This is a genomic window from Yokenella regensburgei (assembly GCF_051486985.1).
Taxonomy (GTDB): Bacteria; Pseudomonadota; Gammaproteobacteria; order Enterobacterales; family Enterobacteriaceae; genus CBFFRJ01.
Genome location: NZ_JAHVDV010000017.1, coordinates 30,803 through 52,032, shown reverse-complemented (window position 1 = coordinate 52,032; position 21,230 = coordinate 30,803). Strand labels below are relative to the sequence as shown.

38 protein-coding genes are annotated in these 21,230 nt (G+C 51.5%); 14 read left to right on the top strand and 24 right to left on the bottom strand.

The genetic code is table 11. The features are described 5' to 3' along the window. Nucleotides 1-13 precede the first annotated feature (13 nt). Genes fliI through fliF form a run of 4 tightly spaced genes read right to left on the bottom strand, consistent with a single transcriptional unit; the run spans nucleotide 14 to nucleotide 4,769 of the window. The gene (fliI, locus tag KXR87_RS13280; RefSeq protein WP_437432716.1) at nucleotides 14-1,384 is read right to left on the bottom strand and encodes a flagellar protein export ATPase FliI; all 1,371 of its coding nucleotides are present in this window, start codon (nucleotides 1,382-1,384) and stop codon (nucleotides 14-16) included. After that, nucleotides 1,384-2,091 (bottom strand): flagellar assembly protein FliH, encoded by a 708-nt coding sequence (gene fliH, locus KXR87_RS13275; protein WP_437432715.1) that lies wholly within the window; start codon nucleotides 2,089-2,091, stop codon nucleotides 1,384-1,386. The genes fliI and fliH overlap by 1 nt, the downstream gene beginning before the upstream one ends. Beyond that, nucleotides 2,084-3,091 carry a flagellar motor switch protein FliG gene (gene fliG / locus KXR87_RS13270; protein WP_437432714.1) on the bottom strand — a complete coding sequence of 336 codons (1,008 nt, stop codon included), beginning with the start codon at nucleotides 3,089-3,091 and terminating at the stop codon, nucleotides 2,084-2,086. The genes fliH and fliG overlap by 8 nt, the downstream gene beginning before the upstream one ends. Continuing rightward, complete coding sequence (fliF, locus tag KXR87_RS13265) at nucleotides 3,081-4,769, bottom strand: flagellar basal-body MS-ring/collar protein FliF (protein WP_437432713.1); 1,689 nt, start codon at nucleotides 4,767-4,769, stop codon at nucleotides 3,081-3,083. The genes fliG and fliF overlap by 11 nt, the downstream gene beginning before the upstream one ends. 227 nt (nucleotides 4,770-4,996) lie before the next feature. Between fliF and fliE the strand changes: the two genes are divergently transcribed. Continuing rightward, nucleotides 4,997-5,317 carry a flagellar hook-basal body complex protein FliE gene (fliE, locus tag KXR87_RS13260; protein ID WP_437432712.1) on the top strand — a complete coding sequence of 107 codons (321 nt, stop codon included), beginning with the start codon at nucleotides 4,997-4,999 and terminating at the stop codon, nucleotides 5,315-5,317. Between the two features lie 29 nt (nucleotides 5,318-5,346). Here the strand turns inward: fliE and KXR87_RS13255 are convergent, their stop codons facing one another. The 20 genes from KXR87_RS13255 to KXR87_RS13160 all read right to left on the bottom strand — a co-directional run bounded on the left by KXR87_RS13255 (nucleotide 5,347) and on the right by KXR87_RS13160 (nucleotide 15,760). Further along, a complete protein-coding gene (locus KXR87_RS13255; RefSeq protein ID WP_437432711.1) occupies nucleotides 5,347-6,636 on the bottom strand; it encodes a tyrosine-type recombinase/integrase in 1,290 nt (429 codons plus the stop codon). Between the two features lie 48 nt (nucleotides 6,637-6,684). Then, complete coding sequence (locus KXR87_RS13250; RefSeq protein ID WP_437432710.1) at nucleotides 6,685-6,927, bottom strand: excisionase family protein; 243 nt, start codon at nucleotides 6,925-6,927, stop codon at nucleotides 6,685-6,687. A gap of 18 nt (nucleotides 6,928-6,945) precedes the next feature. Further along, nucleotides 6,946-7,446 carry an HNH endonuclease gene (locus tag KXR87_RS13245; RefSeq protein ID WP_437432709.1) on the bottom strand — a complete coding sequence of 167 codons (501 nt, stop codon included), beginning with the start codon at nucleotides 7,444-7,446 and terminating at the stop codon, nucleotides 6,946-6,948. Between the two features lie 52 nt (nucleotides 7,447-7,498). Beyond that, complete coding sequence (locus KXR87_RS13240) at nucleotides 7,499-8,068, bottom strand: hypothetical protein (protein WP_437432708.1); 570 nt, start codon at nucleotides 8,066-8,068, stop codon at nucleotides 7,499-7,501. 60 nt (nucleotides 8,069-8,128) lie between these two features. Next, nucleotides 8,129-8,323, bottom strand: a complete 195-nt coding sequence (locus KXR87_RS13235; protein WP_437432707.1) for a hypothetical protein — start codon at nucleotides 8,321-8,323, stop codon at nucleotides 8,129-8,131. 1 nt (nucleotide 8,324) lies between these two features. Beyond that, on the bottom strand, nucleotides 8,325-9,071 hold the full coding sequence (locus KXR87_RS13230) for a DUF551 domain-containing protein (RefSeq protein WP_437432706.1): 747 nt from the start codon (nucleotides 9,069-9,071) through the stop codon (nucleotides 8,325-8,327). Continuing rightward, nucleotides 9,068-9,325 carry a hypothetical protein gene (locus KXR87_RS13225; RefSeq protein ID WP_437432705.1) on the bottom strand — a complete coding sequence of 86 codons (258 nt, stop codon included), beginning with the start codon at nucleotides 9,323-9,325 and terminating at the stop codon, nucleotides 9,068-9,070. Before KXR87_RS13225 ends, KXR87_RS13230 begins: the two co-directional genes overlap by 4 nt. 2 nt (nucleotides 9,326-9,327) lie before the next feature. Further along, nucleotides 9,328-9,789 carry a hypothetical protein gene (locus KXR87_RS13220; RefSeq protein WP_437432704.1) on the bottom strand — a complete coding sequence of 154 codons (462 nt, stop codon included), beginning with the start codon at nucleotides 9,787-9,789 and terminating at the stop codon, nucleotides 9,328-9,330. A gap of 180 nt (nucleotides 9,790-9,969) precedes the next feature. After that, the gene (locus KXR87_RS13215; protein WP_437432703.1) at nucleotides 9,970-10,500 is read right to left on the bottom strand and encodes a hypothetical protein; all 531 of its coding nucleotides are present in this window, start codon (nucleotides 10,498-10,500) and stop codon (nucleotides 9,970-9,972) included. Then, nucleotides 10,497-10,721, bottom strand: a complete 225-nt coding sequence (locus KXR87_RS13210; protein WP_437432702.1) for a TraR/DksA family transcriptional regulator — start codon at nucleotides 10,719-10,721, stop codon at nucleotides 10,497-10,499. The genes KXR87_RS13215 and KXR87_RS13210 overlap by 4 nt, the downstream gene beginning before the upstream one ends. Then, complete coding sequence (locus tag KXR87_RS13205; RefSeq protein ID WP_437432701.1) at nucleotides 10,718-11,146, bottom strand: regulator; 429 nt, start codon at nucleotides 11,144-11,146, stop codon at nucleotides 10,718-10,720. The genes KXR87_RS13210 and KXR87_RS13205 overlap by 4 nt, the downstream gene beginning before the upstream one ends. 8 nt (nucleotides 11,147-11,154) lie before the next feature. Continuing rightward, complete coding sequence (locus tag KXR87_RS13200) at nucleotides 11,155-11,637, bottom strand: siphovirus Gp157 family protein (protein ID WP_437432700.1); 483 nt, start codon at nucleotides 11,635-11,637, stop codon at nucleotides 11,155-11,157. Next, complete coding sequence (locus KXR87_RS13195) at nucleotides 11,630-12,529, bottom strand: recombinase RecT (RefSeq protein WP_437432699.1); 900 nt, start codon at nucleotides 12,527-12,529, stop codon at nucleotides 11,630-11,632. The genes KXR87_RS13200 and KXR87_RS13195 overlap by 8 nt, the downstream gene beginning before the upstream one ends. Then, entirely contained in the window at nucleotides 12,529-12,825 is a 297-nt protein-coding gene (locus KXR87_RS13190; RefSeq protein ID WP_437432698.1) for a host-nuclease inhibitor Gam family protein, read from the bottom strand. The genes KXR87_RS13195 and KXR87_RS13190 overlap by 1 nt, the downstream gene beginning before the upstream one ends. Nucleotides 12,826-12,897: 72 nt before the next feature. After that, on the bottom strand, nucleotides 12,898-13,107 hold the full coding sequence (locus KXR87_RS13185; RefSeq protein ID WP_437432697.1) for a cell division protein FtsZ: 210 nt from the start codon (nucleotides 13,105-13,107) through the stop codon (nucleotides 12,898-12,900). 147 nt (nucleotides 13,108-13,254) lie between these two features. Beyond that, nucleotides 13,255-13,452, bottom strand: coding sequence for a hypothetical protein (locus tag KXR87_RS13180; RefSeq protein WP_437432696.1), 198 nt, complete (start codon nucleotides 13,450-13,452; stop codon nucleotides 13,255-13,257). Between the two features lie 156 nt (nucleotides 13,453-13,608). Then, entirely contained in the window at nucleotides 13,609-13,803 is a 195-nt protein-coding gene (locus tag KXR87_RS13175; RefSeq protein ID WP_437432695.1) for a hypothetical protein, read from the bottom strand. A gap of 38 nt (nucleotides 13,804-13,841) precedes the next feature. Then, a complete protein-coding gene (locus KXR87_RS13170; RefSeq protein WP_437432694.1) occupies nucleotides 13,842-14,033 on the bottom strand; it encodes an antirestriction Ral family protein in 192 nt (63 codons plus the stop codon). 261 nt (nucleotides 14,034-14,294) lie between these two features. Then, nucleotides 14,295-14,621 (bottom strand): antitermination protein N, encoded by a 327-nt coding sequence (locus KXR87_RS13165; protein ID WP_437432693.1) that lies wholly within the window; start codon nucleotides 14,619-14,621, stop codon nucleotides 14,295-14,297. 419 nt (nucleotides 14,622-15,040) lie between these two features. Continuing rightward, nucleotides 15,041-15,760, bottom strand: coding sequence for a LexA family transcriptional regulator (locus tag KXR87_RS13160; RefSeq protein ID WP_437432692.1), 720 nt, complete (start codon nucleotides 15,758-15,760; stop codon nucleotides 15,041-15,043). A gap of 117 nt (nucleotides 15,761-15,877) precedes the next feature. Between KXR87_RS13160 and KXR87_RS13155 the strand changes: the two genes are divergently transcribed. The 13 genes from KXR87_RS13155 (at nucleotide 15,878) to KXR87_RS13095 (ending at nucleotide 21,227) form a co-directional block, all read left to right on the top strand. Next, nucleotides 15,878-16,150: a transcriptional regulator gene (locus KXR87_RS13155; RefSeq protein WP_437432691.1), complete on the top strand. Its 273-nt coding sequence runs from the start codon at nucleotides 15,878-15,880 to the stop codon at nucleotides 16,148-16,150. 122 nt (nucleotides 16,151-16,272) lie between these two features. Continuing rightward, entirely contained in the window at nucleotides 16,273-16,572 is a 300-nt protein-coding gene (locus KXR87_RS13150) for a CII family transcriptional regulator (protein ID WP_437432690.1), read from the top strand. A 22-nt stretch (nucleotides 16,573-16,594) separates the two neighbouring features. Next, the gene (locus KXR87_RS13145) at nucleotides 16,595-16,759 is read left to right on the top strand and encodes a hypothetical protein (protein WP_437432689.1); all 165 of its coding nucleotides are present in this window, start codon (nucleotides 16,595-16,597) and stop codon (nucleotides 16,757-16,759) included. Beyond that, nucleotides 16,746-17,582 carry a replication protein gene (locus KXR87_RS13140; RefSeq protein ID WP_437432688.1) on the top strand — a complete coding sequence of 279 codons (837 nt, stop codon included), beginning with the start codon at nucleotides 16,746-16,748 and terminating at the stop codon, nucleotides 17,580-17,582. Before KXR87_RS13145 ends, KXR87_RS13140 begins: the two co-directional genes overlap by 14 nt. Beyond that, complete coding sequence (locus KXR87_RS13135) at nucleotides 17,579-18,952, top strand: replicative DNA helicase (RefSeq protein WP_437432687.1); 1,374 nt, start codon at nucleotides 17,579-17,581, stop codon at nucleotides 18,950-18,952. The genes KXR87_RS13140 and KXR87_RS13135 overlap by 4 nt, the downstream gene beginning before the upstream one ends. Next, a complete protein-coding gene (locus KXR87_RS13130; protein WP_437432686.1) occupies nucleotides 18,949-19,290 on the top strand; it encodes a hypothetical protein in 342 nt (113 codons plus the stop codon). Before KXR87_RS13135 ends, KXR87_RS13130 begins: the two co-directional genes overlap by 4 nt. Nucleotides 19,291-19,310: 20 nt before the next feature. Further along, nucleotides 19,311-19,634, top strand: a complete 324-nt coding sequence (locus KXR87_RS13125; RefSeq protein ID WP_437432685.1) for a hypothetical protein — start codon at nucleotides 19,311-19,313, stop codon at nucleotides 19,632-19,634. Then, entirely contained in the window at nucleotides 19,631-19,843 is a 213-nt protein-coding gene (locus KXR87_RS13120) for a hypothetical protein (RefSeq protein ID WP_437432684.1), read from the top strand. The genes KXR87_RS13125 and KXR87_RS13120 overlap by 4 nt, the downstream gene beginning before the upstream one ends. Continuing rightward, the gene (locus tag KXR87_RS13115) at nucleotides 19,843-20,139 is read left to right on the top strand and encodes a hypothetical protein (protein WP_437432683.1); all 297 of its coding nucleotides are present in this window, start codon (nucleotides 19,843-19,845) and stop codon (nucleotides 20,137-20,139) included. The genes KXR87_RS13120 and KXR87_RS13115 overlap by 1 nt, the downstream gene beginning before the upstream one ends. Then, nucleotides 20,139-20,318, top strand: a complete 180-nt coding sequence (locus tag KXR87_RS13110) for a hypothetical protein (RefSeq protein WP_437432682.1) — start codon at nucleotides 20,139-20,141, stop codon at nucleotides 20,316-20,318. The genes KXR87_RS13115 and KXR87_RS13110 overlap by 1 nt, the downstream gene beginning before the upstream one ends. 30 nt (nucleotides 20,319-20,348) lie before the next feature. Beyond that, the gene (locus tag KXR87_RS13105; protein WP_437432681.1) at nucleotides 20,349-20,570 is read left to right on the top strand and encodes a hypothetical protein; all 222 of its coding nucleotides are present in this window, start codon (nucleotides 20,349-20,351) and stop codon (nucleotides 20,568-20,570) included. Between the two features lies 1 nt (nucleotide 20,571). Beyond that, on the top strand, nucleotides 20,572-20,766 hold the full coding sequence (locus KXR87_RS13100) for a hypothetical protein (protein WP_437432680.1): 195 nt from the start codon (nucleotides 20,572-20,574) through the stop codon (nucleotides 20,764-20,766). A gap of 11 nt (nucleotides 20,767-20,777) precedes the next feature. Beyond that, entirely contained in the window at nucleotides 20,778-21,227 is a 450-nt protein-coding gene (locus KXR87_RS13095) for a DUF1367 family protein (RefSeq protein ID WP_437432679.1), read from the top strand. Nucleotides 21,228-21,230 lie beyond the last annotated feature (3 nt).

The following is a 21,230-nucleotide window of genomic DNA, read 5'->3' as shown; positions in this document are numbered from 1 at the left end:
CTCTCCAGGTGGATTAGACCGTCGGGAAGATAAGTTCAAGGGACTGAACAGAATCTTCCCATCCTGCACGTTCAAAAATACCTTGCTGCAAAAACGCTTCCAGTTGGGGCCACAGTGCGATGGCTTTATCCAGCATCGGATCGCTGCCGCGCGCATAGGCACCTACGCTTACCAGGTCGCGGTTGCGCTGGAAACTTGATAACAACTGCTTGAAATTTCTGACCCGCGCGTAATGTTTTTCCGTAATCAGCGCGGTCATGGCACGGCTGATGGACGCCTCAATGTCGATAGCCGGATAGTGACCCGCTTCGGCAAGACGGCGTGACAAGACGATATGTCCATCAAGGATGGCGCGCGCGGAGTCGGCAATCGGATCCTGCTGGTCATCACCTTCGGTCAGAACGGTGTAAAACGCCGTTACCGAGCCGCCACCGCTGACGCCATTGCCCGCACGTTCAACGAGGGCTGGCAGTTTGGCGAATACCGACGGCGGATAGCCTTTGGTTGCAGGCGGTTCACCGATGGCGAGCGCGATTTCACGCTGGGCCATGGCGTAACGGGTCAGGGAGTCCATAATCAGCAAGACGTGCTGACCGCGATCGCGAAAATCCTCGGCGATGCGCGTAGCGTAGGCCGCGCCCTGCATACGTAATAAAGGAGAGACATCCGCAGGGGCGGCAATGACGACCGAACGTGCACGGCCTTCAGCCCCCAGGATGTTCTCAATGAAATCTTTTACTTCACGTCCACGCTCACCAATCAGCCCGACGACAATTACGTCAGCTTCGGTGTAACGCGCCATCATGCCGAGCAGCACGCTTTTACCGACCCCGGAACCCGCAAACAGGCCCATACGCTGACCACGGCCAACGGTCAGCAGCGCATTGATAGCGCGCACGCCGGTATCAAGCACGTGTTCGATAGCCGTACGCTGGAGCGGGTTTACCGGCTGGGTGATAAGCGCGCCGGTTTCAGTGGTGTCCGGGGAGGGGAGGCCATCAAGCGGTTTACCCGCACCGTCAAGCACACGGCCAAGCAGAGCGGGGCCGAGAGGCAGTTGTTTGCCGCTGTGCAGACCATCCGCAGAGGCGCTGCGGGCATAAACGCGTGCGCCAGGTAAAATACCTTCCACCTCTTCAAGCGGCATCAGGAAGAGACGCTGACCGTTAAAGCCGACAACTTCGCTTTCGACTTCCGTCATTTCACCTTTGTCATGACGCTCAATAATGCAGGTTGCACCCAGCGGCAACTGCAGGCCTGTCGCTTCCAGCACCAGACCGGTCGCACGGGTCAGGCGACCATAACGACGCACGGAGGGCAGTTGCGCCATCCGGGCTTCAAAGGTATCCAGCGTATTCAGCCAACGGTTCAGACGTGTGGTCATTACACCACTCCTGGTGCTGCCAGGCGGCACAGTTCCTGCCAGCGTGTCGCCACGCTCGCATCAAGGTCACCTTCATCGGCAGAGACTTTGCAGCCGCCCGGATGAAGCGTCGGATCGCCGCGTAACCGCCAGCCGTGCAGGCTCAGGGTTGCGCCAAGCATCTCTTCCACCCGCTGCAAATCATCCGGATGGACGCGCAGCTGCGGTTTGCCACTAAATAGCGGCTCCTGCTGGAGCAGCAGTTGGATCTGTTTAATCAGTGCCGTGTTGTCAACGCAGGGCGTCTGACCAATCACCTGACGGGCGGCTTCAAGCGCCATCTGCATCAGACGAGAGGCGATAACGCTGTCGAGCGCATCAAGCGTGTACTGGAATTCGCTGACCAGTTGCTGCATACGGGCATGCAGGGGGGCCTGCTGTTGACGCGCCTGGTTGACGCCATTTTCCAGTCCCTGTGCAAGACCTTCCTGGTAACCTTGTTCCTGGCCTTTCTGGCGACCTTCCGCCAGACCGGCGTTATAACCCGCTTCGTGCGCCTGCATCTGGATCTGTGCAAGCTGCTGCTGACGTTTCTCCTCCGCAGAGAGTTCGTCTTCAGCGTGCTCTTCTACCGCATCGCCCTCTTCGACAAACGCGGGGGCGAAAGCAGGCACGGGGATAGCCAGATCCTCGGGTTTCCAGATTTTCCACGGCAAATCATTAGACATAGGTATCCTCGCCGCTGCCAATTACCATCTCGCCGGTTTCTGCCAGACGACGAACAATAAGCAGGATAGCTTTCTGTTCGTTCTCCACCTGAGACAGACGCACCGGACCACGGTTGGCCAGATCGTCGCGCAGGATGTCTGCCGCACGCTGCGACATGTTGCGCAGGAACTTGTCGCGCAACGGTGGCTCGGCACCTTTCAGTGCAACCAGCAGGGATTCGGAATCCACTTCCTGGAGCAGACGCTGAATGCTGCGATCGTCCACATCCACCAGGTTTTCGAACAGGAACATCTCGTCGATAATTTTTTGCGCCAGCTCGCCGTCGAATTCGCGCACCGCGGTAATGACCGCCTCTTCCTGCTGCGTTTTCATCAGGTTGATAATTTCTGCCGCTGTTCTTACGCCGCCCATTTTGCTGCGCTTGAGGTTCTGACCGTCGAGCAGGTTGTTCAGCACTTCGGTCAGTTCAGCCAGTGCCGCAGGCTGAACGCCGCCGAAGGTGGCGATACGCAGCATTACGTCATGACGCAGACGCTCATCAAACAGGGCAAGAATGTCGGCCGCCTGACCACGTTTGAGGTGGACGAGAATGGTGGCGATAATCTGCGGGTGCTCGTCGCGAATAACATCGGCGGCACTCTGCGGCTCCATAAAGTTGAGCGTCTCGATCCCGCTGGTGGTGTCGCGGGTTTCGAGAATATCTTCCAGCAGGCTGGCCGCACGCTCTTCGCCGAGCGCTTTAACCAGCACGGAGCGCAGGTAGTCGTTGGCGTTGATATTGAGTGCGGCAAACTGTTCTGCCTCGCTCTCAAACTCCTGCAGAACATCCATCAATTGCTTGTTGGAAATCTGCTTGACGCTGGCCATGGCGGTACTGAGATGCTGTACTTCCCGTTGCGAGAGGTGTTTGAACACCTCTGCCGCGCGGTCCTCGCCGATGGTCATCAACAGGATGACGCTTTTATCCGTCCCGCTAAGAGGGGCTGCATTATTGCTCATTTTCGGTACTCATCCACTGGCGAATGACCAGCGCCACAACGCGCGGATCGTTATCAGACATTTCACGAATGCGCTGGCTCATGACTTCCGCCGACATGCGCTGATTGCTGCGGCGTTGCTGGAGCTGCTCATCTTTACTCAGGCGTACTTCAACGGACTCTTCAATTTCAGCACGTGCACGTTGCTCTTCCTGAATCGCTTTCGCCTCTTCCTGACGACGAACCAGCTGTGGACGTACTGCTTTACGCCACAACAACCAGGCAACGATAAGCACCAGCAGCCAACGGCCCGCAGCCAGCATCTGATCGATAAACGCCTGCTGTTGCCAGAACGGTAGCTGACCACCCACATCCTCGGTGGTGTTGAACGGTGAGTTAACCACGTTCAGGGTATCGCCACGTTTTTCTGAATAGCCCATCGCTTCACGGGTCAGATTTTCAATCTGCTTAATCTGATCGGCCGTCAGCGCTTCGGTCTTGCCATCTGCCAGGGTGCGATAGTTCACCACCACGGCAACGGAGAGGCGCTGAATGTCGCCGACATTCATCTTAGTGTGACGAATGGTGCGATCGACTTCATAGTTAGCCGTTTCATTACGCGTGGTATTGCGTGGCCCGGCAGCATTGGTGGTTGATGTCGTCTGCTGCTGACCATTCTGCTGCCCATTCTGTTGCTGATTAGCCGGTGGCGTCGTAATAGGTGCCGTATTGGGCGGTGCAGGCTGGTTAGAGAGGGCACCCGGAACGCCGCCCGGATACTGTCCACCAATCTGTTCGCTTTCATTGGTCTGGCGCGAACGCAGCACCGCCCGAGAGGCATCGCCGTTTGGCTGATACTGCTCTTCGGTCTGTTCTTTGTTGTCGAAATCGATTTGCGCTGTGACCTGCGCATGAATATTACCGTTGCCCACAATCGGACCCAGGATGGATTCAATGCGGCGCTGAACGCGTCCTTCGACATCCGCAGCATATTTAAGCTGGGCGTCATTGAGATCGCGGCCTGCCGTGTTCGACTGGGTCAGCAGGCGACCTGCCTGATCGACAACGGTGACATTGCCCGGTGGCAGACCCGCCACCGCGCTGGAGACGAGATGAACCACGGCGCTAATCTGGCCTTCATCCATCGCACGACCCGGTTCGAGATTGACCGTGACGGAGGCAGACGGGGATTTTTGTTCGCGCACGAACAGCGACGGCTTAGGCATAGCGAGGTGGACGCGCGCGCCTTTCACCGGACCGAGGGTTTCAATGGTCCGTGCCAGTTCACCTTCCAGTGCACGCTGGTAGTTCACCTGTTCGCTGAACTGGCTGATACCAAATTTTTCCTGGTCGAGCAGCTCAAACCCTACCGCTCCACCTTTTGGTAATCCCTGCTGCGCAAGGCGCAGACGCAGTTCATGCACTTTATCGGCAGGCACTTCTAACGCACCGCCGTTCTCAGCGAAGCGGTAGGGGATATTCATCTGGGTCAGTTGGGTGACGATAGCCCCCCCGTCCTGGTCGGACAGGTTGCTATACAGCGTGCGGTAATCCGGGCTTTTTGCCCATAGCACCATCGCCACAACGATGGCAACGGCGGCAGCGCCCGCTACCATTAATGGAATTTTGGGGTTGGCACGTAAGCGGTTCATCCACTCCAGAGATTTATTCTGTGGTGCAGTCGCTGAAGTCGCACTCATTGTGCACCTCTTAACTCAGGGTGGATGTTGTTATTTGAGTAGTGAAGCAAAACAGACTCCCGGGTCGGCAAACTCGACATTTGACCATTAACATGGCAGTGCCATTATTTGATGATTCGGAATTTTCTATGCTTCAAATAACCTGGTTTTTTATCGTTATTTACCGCCATTATCGCATTGACAAACTGGTAGTCTTGTCCAGGTATCAAACCATCCGGGGAAAATCCATGGCAGTACAGGGTATTGAAAGCGTTGTCAGTCAGCTGCAGGCGACGGCAGGAATCGCGAAAAATCAAAGCGTTGACAACGCCGACAGCGTGCAAAACGTCAGTTTTGCCGGGCAATTGCATGCCGCGCTGGATCGGATCAGCGACACGCAAAACGCTGCGCGCACTCAGGCTGAAAAATTCACCCTCGGTGAGCCGGGCGTTGCGTTAAATGACGTGATGACCGATCTGCAAAAATCATCCATTTCGCTGCAAATGGGCATCCAGGTGCGCAACAAGTTGGTGTCTGCGTATCAGGAAGTGATGAACATGCAAGTTTAATAGAGTTAAGTTACTGTATTTAAATGCGTTTACTGGTTCGATCCAACTGCATGGGGCATGGGTGGGGCAAAACTTGATAATTTCTGGTTAAGAATTGCGATCTGATCCAGATTGTTATCAGCCATCCATCTGCCATAAACTTTGTAAACCATCTGAGCATCCGCATGCCCCATTTGGTTTGCTATAAAGTTCGGGTTAGCTCCCGCAGACAACGACCAGCATGCATAGGTGTGCCTGGACTGATAAGCATTGCGGTGCCTCAGTCCAGCCCTTTTTAAGGCCTCCCTCCATACCTGGTTTATTGAGCTAACCGAGTAGTGATTCCCAGAGCGACCGTTTAACGCACTAATCTTCGGATTAAAGACAAATGTGCATTGATGCATTACCGACCGTCCGTACTCCCTCGTTTTCACCTCTACCTCCTGCGTAGCCCCAAGCCTTGTCATCTCAGCCTGGTTTCTCAGCACCCGTATTGCAGCGTCTACCAGATAAACCTTCCTGTCCGTCCCGGCCTCAGTTTTGGGAAACGTAAACTCATTCGTGAGAGTGTGGTTGCGCGAAACCGTAATGGTTCCCTGCACCAGGTCGATGTCTTCCCATGCAAGAGAAACAAGCTCACCGTGCCGCAATCCGGTATAAACCGCAAGTGACCACATGTTTTTCACCTGCTGATGCCTGAAAGCATCAATCAGCCGGGTAAACTCATCAGTTGTCAGCGGGTCAGGTTCAGGCCGTGACTTCTTGAGCGGTGCCATGCCATTGAACGGGCTTTCCTTTATATACCCACCATCAATCGCAAACTGAAACAGCCCATACACCACGCCCATGTAATTGTTTACAGTAGGCACTGAGCGACCTTTTACCGGCGTGGTATGACCCTTCTTCAGTATCTGATATCCGGTCAACAGTTCCCGGCGTATGTTCATCATGTCTTCCTTGGTGAACGATGAAACCATGCGAGATGGACCCAGCCTCGGTAGCATGTTCCTCATCACTGAGCGGTATCGACCGTGAGCATTGGAGCATATTTCTACCTTCTTCAGCTCCAGCCACCGTGCCGAAAGCTCTGAAACCGTAATCTGCCTTTCTGCAACGCCGAACCTGGACAGGTTAGGGGAGTTGGGAAATTGCGCCGCATAATTGAATCTGCCGGTTTTAATTTCGAAGCTTATCGACGCCCGGAGTTCTCCAGCCATCTTTCTGTTCTTTGGGGTGTCGGCTACTCCCAGATTCTCTCTTACCCTCCGTCCTTCATAAATGAACCATATGCGAAGTGATCCGCCGTGGTTTTCAACGCCTGTTGGGTATGACTTACTCATACAACCCTCCTGACGCCCAAGAGCGTGTTAAGAATAAACGGTTCATCATCAACGCGCACCTGGCTGTTTTTTTCTGAAGCTCTCGACCCATTGATCAATAGCCTTGCGGTTGTACATGCATTCGCTGTTTGGCTTGGGCTCGCCATCCGGGGCGATGTGAAGATACTCCCTGCCGACAAGCCATGATTTTTTACGTGCCGCCTCTATCGTACCCGGGCGCAATCCGGTTAGCTCAGTCAGCTTTTGCTCTGTCACCCATTCATTGGGGACAACTAAAGACACGTCATTCATTGGTTATCTCCGGGAAAATTAATTCGTCGAGGTGAATTTTGTTTTCATAAAGAGCATGTAAGCCTCATGTGCCTCTTCTTTTGTTTCGAACGTTCCAAGGCCAAATCTCTTACTATTTATTCTTGCCTCAGCCCTCCATTTGTTTTTTCTTGAAGATAAAAAACATCCAGAAAACTTACTCTTCCTTTCAAGGACTATCTTTTGATTCTTCATGTTCTCCGCTTGGCTAACGTCGCGAAGATTCTCTATCCTGTTGTCATCTTTAATTCCATTTATGTGGTCGATAACTCCAGATGGGTAACATCCGTAGTAGAGCAAAAATGCAATCCTATGCGCCAAATGTCTCTTGCCATTTATGATGAAAAATCTATATCCAGCGTTATGTTTTGAACCCTTTGTCCAGCAACCCCTATATGAGCCCCGGCTCTTCTTTCTGTAGAAAAGACCGGTCGATGGGTCGTATTCAAAGGAAGATGCGACCTCTTCGTAAGATGCGTTTTCCTTTCTGCTAACAGACATGAATTTTCTCCAATAAAAAACCGCCCGTAGGCGGTCAGTGTTGATGCGATGGTTATTCGATGCGGACGCCGGGGATTTTGCCGGCTGCTATGTCACCGTATACAAACCCTGCTAACCGCAATGATTCTTTGTAGTCAAAGTCACCATCCTTGAATAATGAGTCAGCAATTACTTTGGTGGATTCATCGCGCTTCTTATCGGCTTCTGAGCGGATAGGGCGGAATTTATGCTGACCTACATAAGCTAACATGTGATGAACTGGATGCCCCTGTCTAACCCATTCATACAGAAATTGATTTTCATCACTCCACTTTATGATTACTCTTTTCCATTCCGAGCCGACGAAGCAATGTAAGGTTTCACACTCAGTCCCAACCGGCGGTAAATCCTCACCTTTCCATACAGGTTTCTTCGCTGCGGCCAGTGCTGCTTCGTATTGCTCGCGAGTCATGCGACCATTCTCCGATGTGTGTATGTCAGTCACATATCCGGTAGCGTTTCCGTTGAGGCTAGTGATGTAGAAACAAACACAGCCGTAATGATTGATAGAGGCCACATCATATCCATCCGGCCATCCGCCACGCTTGGGCAATTCCTGTACCAGCAATTCTAAAAGTGTCATCACATCCTCCAGAAATAAATAAGCCCCGCATTGGCGAGGCTGTCTTGTAGCGGCGCTGTTTTAATTTACTGGGCATGCCGATCCCATCATCGTCGCAGAACCCTTGAATGATGAAGCCTGGCGCCCGTAAGCTACATTCATACCAGGCCAATGGAGTTGAATGTCAGCATCAGGGCATACAGCCCAAACTCCGCGATACAGCTTTTCAGCCATCTCTTTACTGTTTGCGCGGATCACAATTGTTTGTTTTTCCACATCACACCCCCTTCGGCGGTGCTGGCAAAGGTTGCCAGTGGGTGTACGGTGCGTGTTCAGTTGGCCCCGTCATGCCATCGCAAGCCACCATGCAAAAGTGCTCGTAATTTTCTCCGTGCGCAAACCAGTATGTCGGGTCGTCGCTATCGGGGTCGATATAGTCAAATTCAATTCTATTTCCGCCAGGATATTCGCCTGGCTGAGGTGGCGTATAAACCAGCACCACCTCGCCAGCATCTGGCAAACGCTCGCTTACCGGAATCCAGTCATCACGCGCTATGATTCCCTCAATCTCCAGAAGCATCTCGCTATCCGTTGGCACTTCCATCAAGCGCTCATCACTTCGTGGTGTAGCCTGGAGCATGGCGGCGCGGAATGCCTCTTCAATCAGCGCTACCGCGTCATCTTTCAGATTGTCTGCCAGCGTTTCACCACGGAATGGAGGATTGCGCCGAACGCCAAACATGAAGTCGTCAAAGTTGAAGTTGCGCACTTCCGGCACCGCTGCCGGGATTGATGGCGCTGGGTGGGTGTAGAGCGGTTCGGCTGAGCTATAGTTGTCAACCTTTGGGTCAGCAGCGTGCATTAAGTAATAGCCACCAATCCTGTACGCCACCGGCTCTTGCTCGTATGCCGCCAGGAGTGCGCGGGCCATTGCTTCGATTTCTTCATGCGACGGAGGTAGCGTCATGGCACGGTGAAAGTTGGCGATATGCGCCAGCCGCTCTTTCGATAATTGTGTGGTCATTTCTTAACTTCCTCACGGTAATCAAGTGGGAAAACCTCATCAAGAAAACGCTGATTGGTAGAGTTGCTGCCAGGGAATTTGACGTTAATGCAAACGACAAAAATTCCCTTGCGTCTTTCTTCTTCAATGACCGACTTGCGCACTTCATAACCCGTAACTTCATATTCATGGATGCCGTATGATGCCAGCTCAATCAGCACGTGGCACCCTACCGGAGGAAGGTCTTTACCATCCCATATCTGCTTAATTCCCATCTTCACTCCTCCACGACTAAAGTGATGCCAGCGGCGGCAGCGAATACGTTAAACGCCTCTCGCCATGAATCTTCGCAACGCGAAATGGTCATGGTTCCCGTTTCGGAGGGTAATTTATGGTTAGCCCATTTGGAGAACCCATACGGCTGTCCATCCTCATCATTTGGCAACTTAACGATGAGCTTGCGGGACTCCAGTTCGATGATGCGAGTAAATAAAGCGTCGGAGTTTTTCAGTGTCATATCTCTGCGATGCTCTGCGTCTTCTACATCAGACCTAAGTTCCGCAATCAGCGCCTTATCCGCCTCACGCTCTGCCAGAAGGGATAGAATTGCTTCCGGCGTTGCTGCTTCCTTGAAGTCCTGCCGCGCTACCATAGCTTTCGTGTATCGGGCGATGTGTGCCGTTTCTTTGACAGCCTCAGCAGCCGCTTTGAGTGCCTGAATCTGTTCGTTGCTAATCATTGCTATTGTCCTCGCAGCAATAGTGCGCGCCGTCAGGCGACGTACTTTTAAACCCGCAAATTTCACACTCGATTTCAGGTAATTCGCACTCATGCTGCTCGGGTTCGTCAGCCTTGTAATAACCACCGCATATGTTGCATTGAACCTCTGGTACTTCGTCGAAATTACTGGTGCCGGTAATCATGACTGCGCTCCTTTGCTCTCGCGAAGCTGGCGGGCGAAATCTTCAAGCCATTCGACCATTTCAACTTTCCCAAACAGGTCACTTTCTGGATACTTAAAAGACGCAGATACGCATGCTTCAAAATCTGAATACTGGTATTCGCTGGCAATAAATGGCTTAGCGGTTTCGATAGCCATCTCCACCCCTTCTGCTCGCAGGGCTGCGATTGCGGCGTCGGTGGCGGGGGTTTTCCGAGCTTCGCGCAAAACCTTTACGCAGGCCCATGATTCAGCAATGTCTGGATTCCCGTGCTGGTCTTTTGCGTGCTGACGGTTCATCTTGATTACTTTTTTTGCCGCAGCATTCAGCACCAAACTTTCCGCCACCACCGCGTCGCGCTGCTCAGTCACTGCTACCAGCTCGCGCAGACAGGCAAGCTCAAATTCATGCTGAAGACTTAATTCCATGCCGCCTGGTTTTATTGCCGCAGCGCCACTTTCAATCCGCGCAATACGCTCTTTAACGCTTTCCATCGTTACCTGTTTCATAGCATCCCCCGCTGCTTATTTTTGAGTTCGATGATTTGCTGGCAATCCGCGCATGTCTTACAGCCCGGCACCGCAATGCGCCGTCCTTCCTGGATAGGCTCGTCGCATTCCTCGCAGTAGATGGCAGATACAGCAGCGTGATTAATGCGGTGTGCTTTAATGGCGTTCTCGCGCATCAATTCTTCGAGTGCGCTGGCCTGGTCAATAATCTCAGCGGTCATAGGACATCCTCAAATTCGTCAATATAAAGACCGGCAGCAATCAGCCGAGCCCGGCGAGCGGCGCGGGCTATGCATTCTTTCTGCTGATTTCTGGCGGCCTGGTCTTTGCCTTTGCGGGTGAAAGTCTTTTCCTTTCCTGAGGGGGAGAGGAGTTTTGGCTGGCTTTCAATGCTGAAGTGTCGGTCGACAATCCCTGTCTCTGTCTTCCATGTGGGGGAGGCGATAACTTTTACTATCTGTCCGTCACCGCGGGTTAACGTGTTGGCGGTGCGGTTGAATTCTATGAGGGTGATGCCAAACTTTTCTGCGATTTCAGCGCCGGTGACTGGTGCGCCGCGTGTCTGAATCATCCAGATGACTCGCTCCTTGAGTCCGGTGAATTTCCCTTTCTTACCCGGGCGGCGGTAGAAGGGGCATTTCTTCATATTCTCTCCTACTTAATAATCAGAGATGGTTTACCTACCTTCAGGGCCGCGCCAGGCACGTCAATTCCAGCCTCAATCTGATGCTTGATGGCGAGCTTATTCGCTTTAATAACCGTGTCGTATTCGACGTATTCATGAGGGAGGAGTGCGCTGTCAGTAATTTCTACAGAACGTGACGGCGCCCGGACTGTCACCTGGTGAATACCAGCTCGGATTGATTTCTTACCAGCTGTTTCGAGCGATGTGGCGATGTAGGCGCGTATATTAGCAACCTTGTTCTCAATGCATACAGCTCGCTCAGTCAGGTTCTTTGCCTCATCCCTGAGGCGCTCCGCATACGTCGACTCGTTTTTGCAGATAGCCAGCAACTGCTCAATCTTATCGGACAGCTCACCCTCCATTCCTTCAAGAGTGTCTGCAATCTCATCAGCATCAAAGTCAGAGTCCATCAGCTTTGCGTAGCTATTGGCGATTTCATAAAGCTTACTCACTGCTCACCTCCAGCTTTTTCTTACACTCTGCATAAATGGCCTGGACATTCTGCTGCAGCTTCATGCCAGCAGTGCGCTTATAAGCATCCGCAAAGATTCGCTTCAGGTCATCCATTGTCTCCGCCTGGGCCATGTCGTCACAAAGCGCCTGCACTTTATCCATAATTTCCTGCTGAAGGCGGCGCTCGTCTTCCCTGATATCTTCCTCTGACTTATGCGGCATTACCGGCTCCTGAAATACCCCCTCATCCTCATTGATGACGTGAATAGCGTTATCCAGACGCTCTGCGCGGGGCCAGTACTTCGATGCTCGCTTAACGATGGTCTTACGGGCCATCTCTTCCCAAAAGTTCTTCCACGGCCCATTCTTGGCCTTGCTTGTGGCTTCCGTTGCTTTAATCTCTGCCAGGCTCATCTCTTCCGTGAGATAGTCACCGTCAGGAGTTTTAACCGTGCAGTAGCCACCTACAATCTCGCCGCGCTCACCGAAAGCGTTATATTTGTGCGTTGGTGCGCTATCGAGTCCGTTTGATTCGTAGGTGTCTTTTGAGTAAACCAGTTTGCACTGACCCCACTTTATAGACCCGGTTGACTGCGCCAGGTGTAGAAGGCCCATATAGCTGATATCGAGACAAACCATGCCATCGCGCGGGACCAGGTACGCCAGTTTGCTTGCCGGGTTTAACGTGATGCCGATGGCTGCGACGTTTATGATCGCGTTCTGCGCACTGGTAGGGTTGCTGATAGCTGTCTTTGCGAGGAAGTCGTTTTTCTGAAAAAGCTGGATGGCAAACTGACTTTCCTTAGCCCATGTGACTTCCTGTCCTGTCGCTGCTCCGACAAAAAGCGGCTCCTGCCGCTGAACAAACTCGACGATGTTGAAACCACTCATCACTGCTCTCCTTCAATATCAATCTGGTGCTGGGCTATTACCTCCGACATCAGTCTTAAAAAAGCTGCTGCTCGCTCCTGAAAATCAACATCATCATCAAAAGCGCGTGAAATTGCCTGTTTACTGGCCCCGAGGCGCTGTAGCTCTGAAAGGCACATGTCTTCCAGGAATCTCTGCTTGAGCGCTTTCTCAAGGTCATCTGCCAGCTCATTGATGCGTTCCGTGCATTCAATCTGGTGCTGGGCAACAATCCATGACTGTTCCTCAATCCGGTCCAGGGCGTAATAAGCGTTCATGCTGAACTCCTGAATAACGTGTACACGATAGCCGCCGCGTAATTGCTGCCAGTGAATTAATGGGGGATGGGGTTAGTGAATAATGGGGTTGCCGAAACCGTCTATGAGGACATCAAGTACGCAATGCTCAACGCGGATTATTTCTGCGGCAGTGTGAAGATAAACGCTTTTCTTTTCATGAATAACAGCTGATACCCGGTAGGTCCGTCCATTTACCAGCGCGAACATTCCAGGCTTAATGCACTGTCGAATTAGCGGTGTCATTCCGTAATGAGACATCATTTTCCATCTGCTCCCATATTCCAGCCAATATTAACTGGTCACGGCTCATCGTTTTTGACCAGCGTGGATTGTCTACCAGAGTGAGCTTCCATTCGTGTTCTGTTGTCCTTGTAACGGTGTACTGAAGGCCTTTGTGAGTAACTGTCATCATTGCAGGACCACCTTTTGCCCATGCTGAACAAGCTCACCGGCATCAATGCCAACATTCAGCCAGAAACTTAACGCCAGCAGGACGTCATCTTCGTTTTGGCAGTGGCAGGCATTAACAAATTCCTGAACCGTCTTAACTGCCAGCTTAGCCATTTCTGGCTCAGTCAGGCGTGGTGTTGGCCGTGCTTTGCTCATAATCATATCCGCCCTTAAGCCGGGCCGCTGAACGTTTAAAGACCTCGCGCCAGGGGCGCTTGCTGTATTTTTTCCGCGGTGGATAGCCGCTTTCATAACGTGGCTCACTCGTAAATGAGCCTGGGTATGAGGTAATAAAAAACCCGCCGGAGCGGGTTAGTCGACAGATACACCTTTAAGCACTAAGCGTTCAGATATTTGATCAGCTAGCCCTGACGCCCGCTCCTGGCCGCCAGAGTCATCATCTTTAAACTCTGCGGGATCGATTTCCTGCAGTGCCTGAAAAATGATTTCGCTAATCTCATTGGCCTTATCTTTTTCAATATCACTTGTTAATAGACTGCTTTTCATCGCCTTACCCTCTGTAGTTACCCGATAAAAAAGGCCGCCTATTTGGCAGCCAATTCTCGTTTAATCATTTCTGTTGTCCGTATGGCCCACGGGTCGATAATCACTCCATCTTTAATGTATGGGTCTTTATCCATTGGCCCGACAGCGCATTCAGAATCAAGTTTGCAGCCTTTGCATTTATTGAACTGGCTGCACCATTTGTAAGCATCAGAATCAGTAATCGTACTCATACGGATAGTCCTGGTACTGGCTCATGTCATCCTGTGGATGCTCATCAAACTCTTCAATTTCGTCTTCCATACCCACCTCTCTGTTTGTTTACCGTCAGCCCCTGGGGAGCTGGTTGAAATGCTGCCGACGTGCATCGCGTATCTTCTCCAGCTCGCAATTCTTAGAGGCCTGGTGATATCTGCTGATGTGGCATACCGGCGTTCTCGGGTCGAAATCCCGACCGCATACCGGGCACTTGATTCTGTTCTTCATATGCCACCTCAGATTAATGCGATGGATTTGCCTTTCGTTTTCTGACGGCCGGTGCAGGTCACGCCCATTTCAGTGCGCGGCTTGCTGTACCAGGTGAGATGATTCTTGCGCTCAACTACCGCAGCGCGGTTTTCTAACTGCTCCCGATACTGAGCCAGCTCGTTTAAATCAATCGGGCTTACAGCGCTTTCTACGCGTGATTTAGGCTTGCGAGAAAGAGAGAGAAGAGGGCGGTTATCAGGCTTTGCGCTCACCCCAACCAACAAGGGGTTTGCAGCTTTCCACTCAGCCTGTTTATCTGCGCGGCGGTCGCGGCGACGTGATTGTGAGTTCATACATCCTCCTGTCAGTTAGCTTTGGTGGTGTGACGGCAGTCTTTCGATAGATATCACGGTGATCAGTCGTGACCCTTCGTCGGTCATTCCGCTGATGGAGTTTGCTTTGTCCAAGCCTTATCCTTCTTTGGTCACCTGCGGCCAATATCGTCACACCCCAAAGCTTGCTGCTTTGAATGTTTGCGCTTTTTCAGCGCCAGATTTTAATGAGCATCACCGTCCTGGTGAGTAGTGCGTCCTGCTGATGGGATAAAATTAGCACCATGCTAAATTCTGCGCAAGATGCTTATGCTAAAAATTTAGCATATTTTGCTAAATGAATGTTTTTAAATGGGAAATAATTTAGCGAGGAAGGAGTGAGGGTTTTATGAAAATAAAAAACCCGCCGAAGCGGGTTGGATTATGGTGCTGATTTGTGGTTAGTACGTAACTGAAGACCAGAAAACTCTACCTATGACACGAATGTCTGAAGATGGTCTAATTTCTTCCGGGTGCTCGTCGCTGTTGTAACTTCTGATTCTTAGCATTCCTCCGGGCATTGCGTATAACAATTTTACTCTAAGCAAATCGCCGTAATCTATCGCGTACATTTTCCCGTCTTTTACTTCTTTACAGCCAGTATCAACCCCCACTGTTGCTCCGTTGGGGAGCACTGGCTCCATGCTATTCCCTATTACTTCTACACAAACGGCATTGCTGTAATGTATGTTTAATTTTCGAAGTGTTGATTTTGCAAATCTCAACTTATATCCATTATGGTCTTCTCTAAACGCGCTTCCAGCTCCTGCTGCCAACTGTACTTCTTTCAGGAACGGAATCTCAACTTCATCATCATCCAGTGATGTGTCGCTATCCCAAGGCTCAATTCCGCCTATTATTTTTGCTTCATCTTTTAGACCGCTTTCCTCAACCTCTGGGTGAGTTTGATCAAGCCATCCATGCGGAAGGTTTAAATTGCTCTCAATTTTACGAGCGAGGTCATCACCTAAATTTCTGACGGCCTTATCGCCAAGTATCTGGCTTATCGTAGATGCAGAGGTGCCGACCTTTTCTGCGAAGTCTGCTTTTGATATCCCGCTACGGATCGCAGCGTTCTGTTGGTAGCGGAGATTGCTCCGCCTGATGTCTTTTATATCCATGCATAAATCATCCCACTTTTTAGCACGGCGATAAATATGCATAAAGCTAAACTCTCCCTTGATTTAAATTTAGCATGGCGCTAATATCCCTTTTGTGCATTAGCAGATGGAGCACCTATGGAAACCAACGTAAAGCAGTTTGAACAAATGAATGACCTGCTGCGCTGGAGAAAACAGGCCTCCAGGAAAGATTGGGAAAAGCTGGCAGCGCTTGCAAATACCACTCCTGGGAATCTGGACCAGCTGGCTTATGGATATCGCGGAGCTTCAGCTAAAAAGGCAAGTGACATTGCCAACGCAACTTTGAATTTCCGCTTTCCAAAACCTGTAACCAAAGAAGCGATTGCTTTTCCACCCGTAAGAAAAGCTTCTGGTAGCAAAGCAGCTTAAGCAACACCGCTCTTATCACATCTCAGCCCTGAAAAAGGGCGCTTCAAACAAACAAATCAACATGGCTTGCGCCTGTATGCGCACGGCCTTTTCATGCATTCAACCTAAGGGAAGTATCACAAATGGATGACACAACATCACGCAACAAACTGGAGGCCAGGCGCATTCAGTCCTGGCTCATGAATCAGATTTCAATCCGTGGCACCACGAATGTAGCCAAAGCGGTAGGCGTCGATAAATCGCAGATTTCACGCTGGAAAGAGCAGATGTTGCCGAAGATGGCAATGCTCCTGGCGGTGCTGGAGTGGGGCGTGGTCGATGAGGATATGGCGAGACTAGCCAAGGAAGTGGCGGCACTGCTTACAAAAACAAAACGCCCGGGGGCAACCGAGCGTAATGACCAGATAGACATGGATTTTTAAAGCAATTTACAGAGGTAATTATATGTCAAAACGCAAACGGAAGCACCAGGAAAACGAAGAGATTCGACACCCTGATTTACCCGATGGACTGGTTGTCGCAGCTGCTAATAACCGACCGTTTGCGGAGCGGTTTATTGGCGTATTCAGACTGGCGAAAGCAGGGGTGAAGAAAGATGGGCGTCGTTGAGAGATTAGCAGACTACAGACCTCAGCAGGAGGTCGTGGAGCATCGCGTGGCTGACACTGAAGACGGTTTCATGCGCGTTGCCAACGAGCTTACAGACAACATCCTGATGGCTGATTTAACAGCCAGGCAGTTGAAGGTAATGCTCGCTATCATGCGCAAGACCTACGGATTCAACAAAGCAATGGATCGCCTTACCAACACGCAAATAGCAGCCATGACTGGAATACATCACACGCATGTATGCGTTGCTAAACGCCAGCTTATGGAAAGAGGATTCCTCATTGGCAGCGGTCAGCGAGTAGGTATTAACAAGCATGTTTCTATGTGGGAAGGAAAGAACATTAGCCATGTTAGCGAACCATTAGCCAACTCGGCTAATGGAACATTAGCTAAGTCAGCTAATACCCATTTGCCAACTCAGCTAAACACAAAAGACAATATTCAAAAGACAATAAAGACAAATACCCCCTTACCCCCAGAGGGGGAAGTCGCGCAGGTTCTTAAACCTGAAAAGCGAAAGGCAGATCGTACTGACTATCAGTCATTTCTTCAGGCCTACAACGAAGAGGTCGGCGAATTACTACCTCACGCCGTAGCGCTGAACGACACCCGCAAGCGCCGACTTAAGAAACTAATCCCTCAGCTCAAAACGCCAAACGTCGAAGGTTGGAGAGCTTACGTGAAAGCTTTTGTCTCCCAGGCCAAGCCGTTTTACTTCGGACAGAACGACACTGGATGGGCGGCGGATATTGATTACCTTCTTCGGGATAAAACCCTGCTAGGCGTCCGTGAGGCTAAATTCGCTGACAAGGGGGCGCTATGAGACAGGATATCGAGGCCAGCGTAATCGGCGGCCTGCTGATGGGAGGACTTACTCCGGCAGCCAGTGAAGTTCTGGCGACGGTGCCGCCTGAGGCATTTTCAATCCCGCTGTACCAGACGGCATTCCGGGTCATCCAGAAGCAAGCTGCTGTACGAAACCTGATTGATGGACTGATGGTTGCCGAGGAATGCGGTGACGGGCATTTCGCTGACATCATGGAAACCGCCAGGGCATGTCCGAGCGCGGCAAACCTGAAGGGTTACGCCGGGATGGTGACGGATGCATACCAGCGCCGACTGGTTTTGCAGCTGATGGACGAGCTGAGAGGCACCATAAGCAACGGAACGCTTGACCAGTCAACTCAGGCAATGGACGAGCTTTCAAAGCGCCTGGGGGCCATCAGGAAGCCTAAACAGCAGATTCAGCCGGTACGTCTGGGCGACCTGTTGTCTGACTACACCGATACGCTTGAGAAGCGCCTCACCAACGGCGAAGAATCCGACACGATGAAGACCGGGATTGATGACCTGGACGCCATCACCGGTGGGATGAACGCAGAGGACCTTGTGATTATTGCCGCCCGGCCCGGCATGGGTAAGACGGAACTGGCGCTAAAAATCGCGGAAGGCGTGGCTAACCGGCAGATACCAGGGAGCAAAACGAAGCGTGGAGTGCTGATTTTCAGCATGGAGATGAGCAAGCTACAGATTGCAGAGCGTAGCATCGCCGGTGCCGGCAACATGTCGGTGAGCGTCCTGCGCAACCCGGCCCGCATGGATGACGAGGCGTGGGGAAGGGTATCGAACGGCATTTCACACCTGCAGGACCTGGATGTGTGGCTGGTAGATGCGTCGAAGCTGACTGTCGAGCAGATCCGCGCAGTGGCAGAACGGCAGAAACAGGAACACCCAAACCTTTCGCTAATCATGGTCGATTACCTTGGCCTGATTGAGAAGCCTAAAGCCGACCGCAACGACCTGGCGATAGCCCATATTTCCGGCAGCCTGAAGGCACTGGCGAAGGACCTGAAAACACCTGTCATCTCACTAAGCCAGTTGTCTCGTGACGTGGAGAAGCGCCCAAACAAACGCCCAACCAACGCAGACCTGCGTGACTCCGGCTCAATCGAGCAGGACGCCGACTCAATCATCATGCTCTACCGAGAGGCGGTGTATGACGAGAACAGCCCGGCAGCCAGGTACGCTGAAATAATCGTCACTAAAAACCGATTCGGCTCTCTCGGAACTGTCTATCAACGCTTCCATAACGGGCATTTCCTGCCATGCGACCAGGACGAGGCGAGAGGGATATGCACGAAATCAGCCGACCCCGCCCGTGGGAAGAAATACTCCAGAGGAGCAGACGTATGAACAGGCTTGACGTCAAAATGTTTATCCACGCCAGACCAAAAACCAGCCGCAAAGATATCGCCAGTCAGTTTCATCTGAGCCAGTGCAAAGTCTCTCGCATAGTTTATGAGCTCCTCGAATCAGGCGAGATATTCAGCATGCCGAGCGTTGGTTATTTCAGGGACTATGCCGCTTACAACGAGTGGTTCGCTCAATCCAAACCAGAGCGCAGCGAAAGATGCAGGAAAGGCAAGGTGAAGGTTGAATTTGTCACTGAGAAAACCAGCGATGTTATTGCTGACTGCCGCAACAGCCCGTACATGAAGCGGGTGCTGGCTTTTTACGGTAGGGCCATTTAATTACTGAGAGGGATAGAGAGATGAGTGGATTTAAAGGTACACCTGGCCCTTGGATTGCTTCAACTTCTGACAGAAGCATTGGCCCGGTATGCAAAGATGATGACCAGTCATACGGGATGATTATTCCTGTTGCGTGGGTGGAATTCGATGGCAAGCCTGGGCATCACCAGGCAAATGCTAACCTCATAGCCGCCGCGCCGGAATTGTTGGAAGCATTGCGACAGCTCCGTGAATACGTTGAGGACATGCACGCTGCCCAGTACGGTCACAATTGGGTTGATGAATCACATCCAATGTTCCTCGCACAAGCAGCCATTGCCAAAGCCCTCGGGGATAAATCATGAAGATTAAAACAGCAGAGCTGAGCGAAGAGCAGCTGAAAAAGGTTTTCTCTGCGTGGTTTGAGACAGCATGGAGGCAGGACCTTAAAGATACAGAAACTCCGGCCATGCGCCAACGACAGTACATGATAATGGCCTGGAGTGGCTTTAAAGCCGCGCACCAGTTGAGTGATGAGGTAGACATTCCTGACGAGCTGATGGAGAGCCAGTGATGAAAGAACTCATTCGGATGTTAAGAGGGAGGGCTTGTTTCTTGAGGGGCAAAGGAGAAGTGAAAACCCCTGAACTTCTCGACCAGGCGGCGGACATTATTTTGCAAAAATCCAACATCAGTCAATCAGAAAATAGGTATCGCGTTGAAAGAAATGGCTTTATCCATAAAGTAATTTGCGGAAGCGGGGAAAGAAAACTTTATGTCGGCACTAAAAAATCATGCTTAAGGGTATGTCATGAGCTTGCTACTGCATATGAGGATGGAAAATTCATGGGGGAGGAGGGGGATGCGTGATGAGCGAAAAAAGTCAGTTCAGGAATGAAATGGCGAAAATAATCGTGCGCAACTATTCAATAAAGCCAGAAGCGCAAAGCGTCGTGGCAAAGTGGGCTGACTGGGGGTGGTTGTTCGATATGGGGTACCGCAAGGAAAGCGCCAGGAAGGCTTATCAGGAATGGCTGGATAATCAATAATCGTCAGCCTACGCTGGCACTGGAGGGGATATGGAGCTTACAGATTCTCAACTGGAAAGGATCAAGTTCAATGCAGATTGCGCTATCGAAGACCCTGAGAGCATTTACGCCAGTGAATTTTTCCTTTGTCTCGATGAAATATTTGGTAAGCAAGGTGATTATCAGACTCCAGTTCAGGCTGTAGCTCTGTCGGCATTAATAACAGAAATCATGGCGCATCGCGCTGTTGGCCTCCGCATTAAAGGGGAGTGAGATGTCAGAGAAAACGGTAACTTTAACAAGGAAACAGTATCGCGCCCTATACGATGCCCTGATAAACACGGTGAACATGGGGCAGCAGATTCTCGCCATTGGAACGGACGGCAGCAAGCATTCAGAGACGGCTCTCTACCAGGCCCAGCAGTTGCGGCAGGTAATCGAAGCTCAGTTAAAATCCGCCATGCAATAGCGAGGTGAAACTTGCAATTCGACCTGGTTAAACACCCGGGCGGCGTATTTTCTCCAGCACATGACAGCGACCTCGAGCGACTCCAGCGATTCAAAAACGGCGAGATGTACACCGCCGAAATCAAGTTAACCCGTAATCCCCAATTTCATCGCAAGGTAATGGCCTTCTTCGGCTTCTGCTTCGAATTCTGGAACGCAGAAAAGTCCGGCATGGGCAACGCCGATGAGCGAACGCAATTCAACCGCTTCCGCAAAGACCTGACGATACTCGCCGGGTACTACGACACGGTTGTGAACATTCGCGGTGAGGTGCGGGCTGAGGCGAAGAGTATTGCCTACGCCAACATGAAACAAGATGAATTCGAGGAGCTGTACGGTGCGCTGATTAACGCCGCCATAAAACACGTATTCGCCGGAACAGCGGATCAAAACATCCTCAACCGGCTTCAATCATTTTTCTGAGGT

Bases quoted from the DNA above. Each gene is read 5' to 3' on its own strand.
- KXR87_RS13110 (WP_437432682.1), top strand. From the start codon at position 20,139: ATGAGCGAAAAAAGTCAGTTCAGGAATGAAATGGCGAAAATAATCGTG.
- KXR87_RS13185 (WP_437432697.1), bottom strand. From the start codon at position 13,107: ATGATGTCTCATTACGGAATGACACCGCTAATTCGACAGTGCATTAAG.
- KXR87_RS13205 (WP_437432701.1), bottom strand. From the start codon at position 11,146: ATGAAGAAATGCCCCTTCTACCGCCGCCCGGGTAAGAAAGGGAAATTC.
- KXR87_RS13170 (WP_437432694.1), bottom strand. From the start codon at position 14,033: ATGAGTACGATTACTGATTCTGATGCTTACAAATGGTGCAGCCAGTTC.
- KXR87_RS13120 (WP_437432684.1), top strand. From the start codon at position 19,631: ATGAAGATTAAAACAGCAGAGCTGAGCGAAGAGCAGCTGAAAAAGGTT.
- KXR87_RS13190 (WP_437432698.1), bottom strand. From the start codon at position 12,825: ATGAACGCTTATTACGCCCTGGACCGGATTGAGGAACAGTCATGGATT.
- KXR87_RS13150 (WP_437432690.1), top strand. From the start codon at position 16,273: ATGGATGACACAACATCACGCAACAAACTGGAGGCCAGGCGCATTCAG.
- KXR87_RS13140 (WP_437432688.1), top strand. From the start codon at position 16,746: ATGGGCGTCGTTGAGAGATTAGCAGACTACAGACCTCAGCAGGAGGTC.
- KXR87_RS13210 (WP_437432702.1), bottom strand. From the start codon at position 10,721: ATGACCGCTGAGATTATTGACCAGGCCAGCGCACTCGAAGAATTGATG.
- KXR87_RS13225 (WP_437432705.1), bottom strand. From the start codon at position 9,325: ATGGGAATTAAGCAGATATGGGATGGTAAAGACCTTCCTCCGGTAGGG.
- KXR87_RS13160 (WP_437432692.1), bottom strand. From the start codon at position 15,760: ATGGATATAAAAGACATCAGGCGGAGCAATCTCCGCTACCAACAGAAC.
- KXR87_RS13250 (WP_437432710.1), bottom strand. From the start codon at position 6,927: ATGAATGACGTGTCTTTAGTTGTCCCCAATGAATGGGTGACAGAGCAA.
- KXR87_RS13215 (WP_437432703.1), bottom strand. From the start codon at position 10,500: ATGAAACAGGTAACGATGGAAAGCGTTAAAGAGCGTATTGCGCGGATT.
- fliE (WP_437432712.1), top strand. From the start codon at position 4,997: ATGGCAGTACAGGGTATTGAAAGCGTTGTCAGTCAGCTGCAGGCGACG.
- KXR87_RS13100 (WP_437432680.1), top strand. From the start codon at position 20,572: ATGTCAGAGAAAACGGTAACTTTAACAAGGAAACAGTATCGCGCCCTA.
- fliG (WP_437432714.1), bottom strand. From the start codon at position 3,091: ATGAGCAATAATGCAGCCCCTCTTAGCGGGACGGATAAAAGCGTCATC.
- KXR87_RS13135 (WP_437432687.1), top strand. From the start codon at position 17,579: ATGAGACAGGATATCGAGGCCAGCGTAATCGGCGGCCTGCTGATGGGA.
- KXR87_RS13130 (WP_437432686.1), top strand. From the start codon at position 18,949: ATGAACAGGCTTGACGTCAAAATGTTTATCCACGCCAGACCAAAAACC.
- KXR87_RS13220 (WP_437432704.1), bottom strand. From the start codon at position 9,789: ATGATTAGCAACGAACAGATTCAGGCACTCAAAGCGGCTGCTGAGGCT.
- KXR87_RS13115 (WP_437432683.1), top strand. From the start codon at position 19,843: ATGAAAGAACTCATTCGGATGTTAAGAGGGAGGGCTTGTTTCTTGAGG.
- KXR87_RS13145 (WP_437432689.1), top strand. From the start codon at position 16,595: ATGTCAAAACGCAAACGGAAGCACCAGGAAAACGAAGAGATTCGACAC.
- KXR87_RS13125 (WP_437432685.1), top strand. From the start codon at position 19,311: ATGAGTGGATTTAAAGGTACACCTGGCCCTTGGATTGCTTCAACTTCT.
- KXR87_RS13255 (WP_437432711.1), bottom strand. From the start codon at position 6,636: ATGAGTAAGTCATACCCAACAGGCGTTGAAAACCACGGCGGATCACTT.
- KXR87_RS13165 (WP_437432693.1), bottom strand. From the start codon at position 14,621: ATGAACTCACAATCACGTCGCCGCGACCGCCGCGCAGATAAACAGGCT.
- fliI (WP_437432716.1), bottom strand. From the start codon at position 1,384: ATGACCACACGTCTGAACCGTTGGCTGAATACGCTGGATACCTTTGAA.
- KXR87_RS13245 (WP_437432709.1), bottom strand. From the start codon at position 7,446: ATGTCTGTTAGCAGAAAGGAAAACGCATCTTACGAAGAGGTCGCATCT.
- KXR87_RS13175 (WP_437432695.1), bottom strand. From the start codon at position 13,803: ATGAAAAGCAGTCTATTAACAAGTGATATTGAAAAAGATAAGGCCAAT.
- KXR87_RS13195 (WP_437432699.1), bottom strand. From the start codon at position 12,529: ATGAGTGGTTTCAACATCGTCGAGTTTGTTCAGCGGCAGGAGCCGCTT.
- KXR87_RS13230 (WP_437432706.1), bottom strand. From the start codon at position 9,071: ATGACCACACAATTATCGAAAGAGCGGCTGGCGCATATCGCCAACTTT.
- KXR87_RS13105 (WP_437432681.1), top strand. From the start codon at position 20,349: ATGGAGCTTACAGATTCTCAACTGGAAAGGATCAAGTTCAATGCAGAT.
- fliH (WP_437432715.1), bottom strand. From the start codon at position 2,091: ATGTCTAATGATTTGCCGTGGAAAATCTGGAAACCCGAGGATCTGGCT.
- KXR87_RS13155 (WP_437432691.1), top strand. From the start codon at position 15,878: ATGGAAACCAACGTAAAGCAGTTTGAACAAATGAATGACCTGCTGCGC.
- fliF (WP_437432713.1), bottom strand. From the start codon at position 4,769: ATGAGTGCGACTTCAGCGACTGCACCACAGAATAAATCTCTGGAGTGG.
- KXR87_RS13180 (WP_437432696.1), bottom strand. From the start codon at position 13,452: ATGAGCAAAGCACGGCCAACACCACGCCTGACTGAGCCAGAAATGGCT.
- KXR87_RS13240 (WP_437432708.1), bottom strand. From the start codon at position 8,068: ATGACACTTTTAGAATTGCTGGTACAGGAATTGCCCAAGCGTGGCGGA.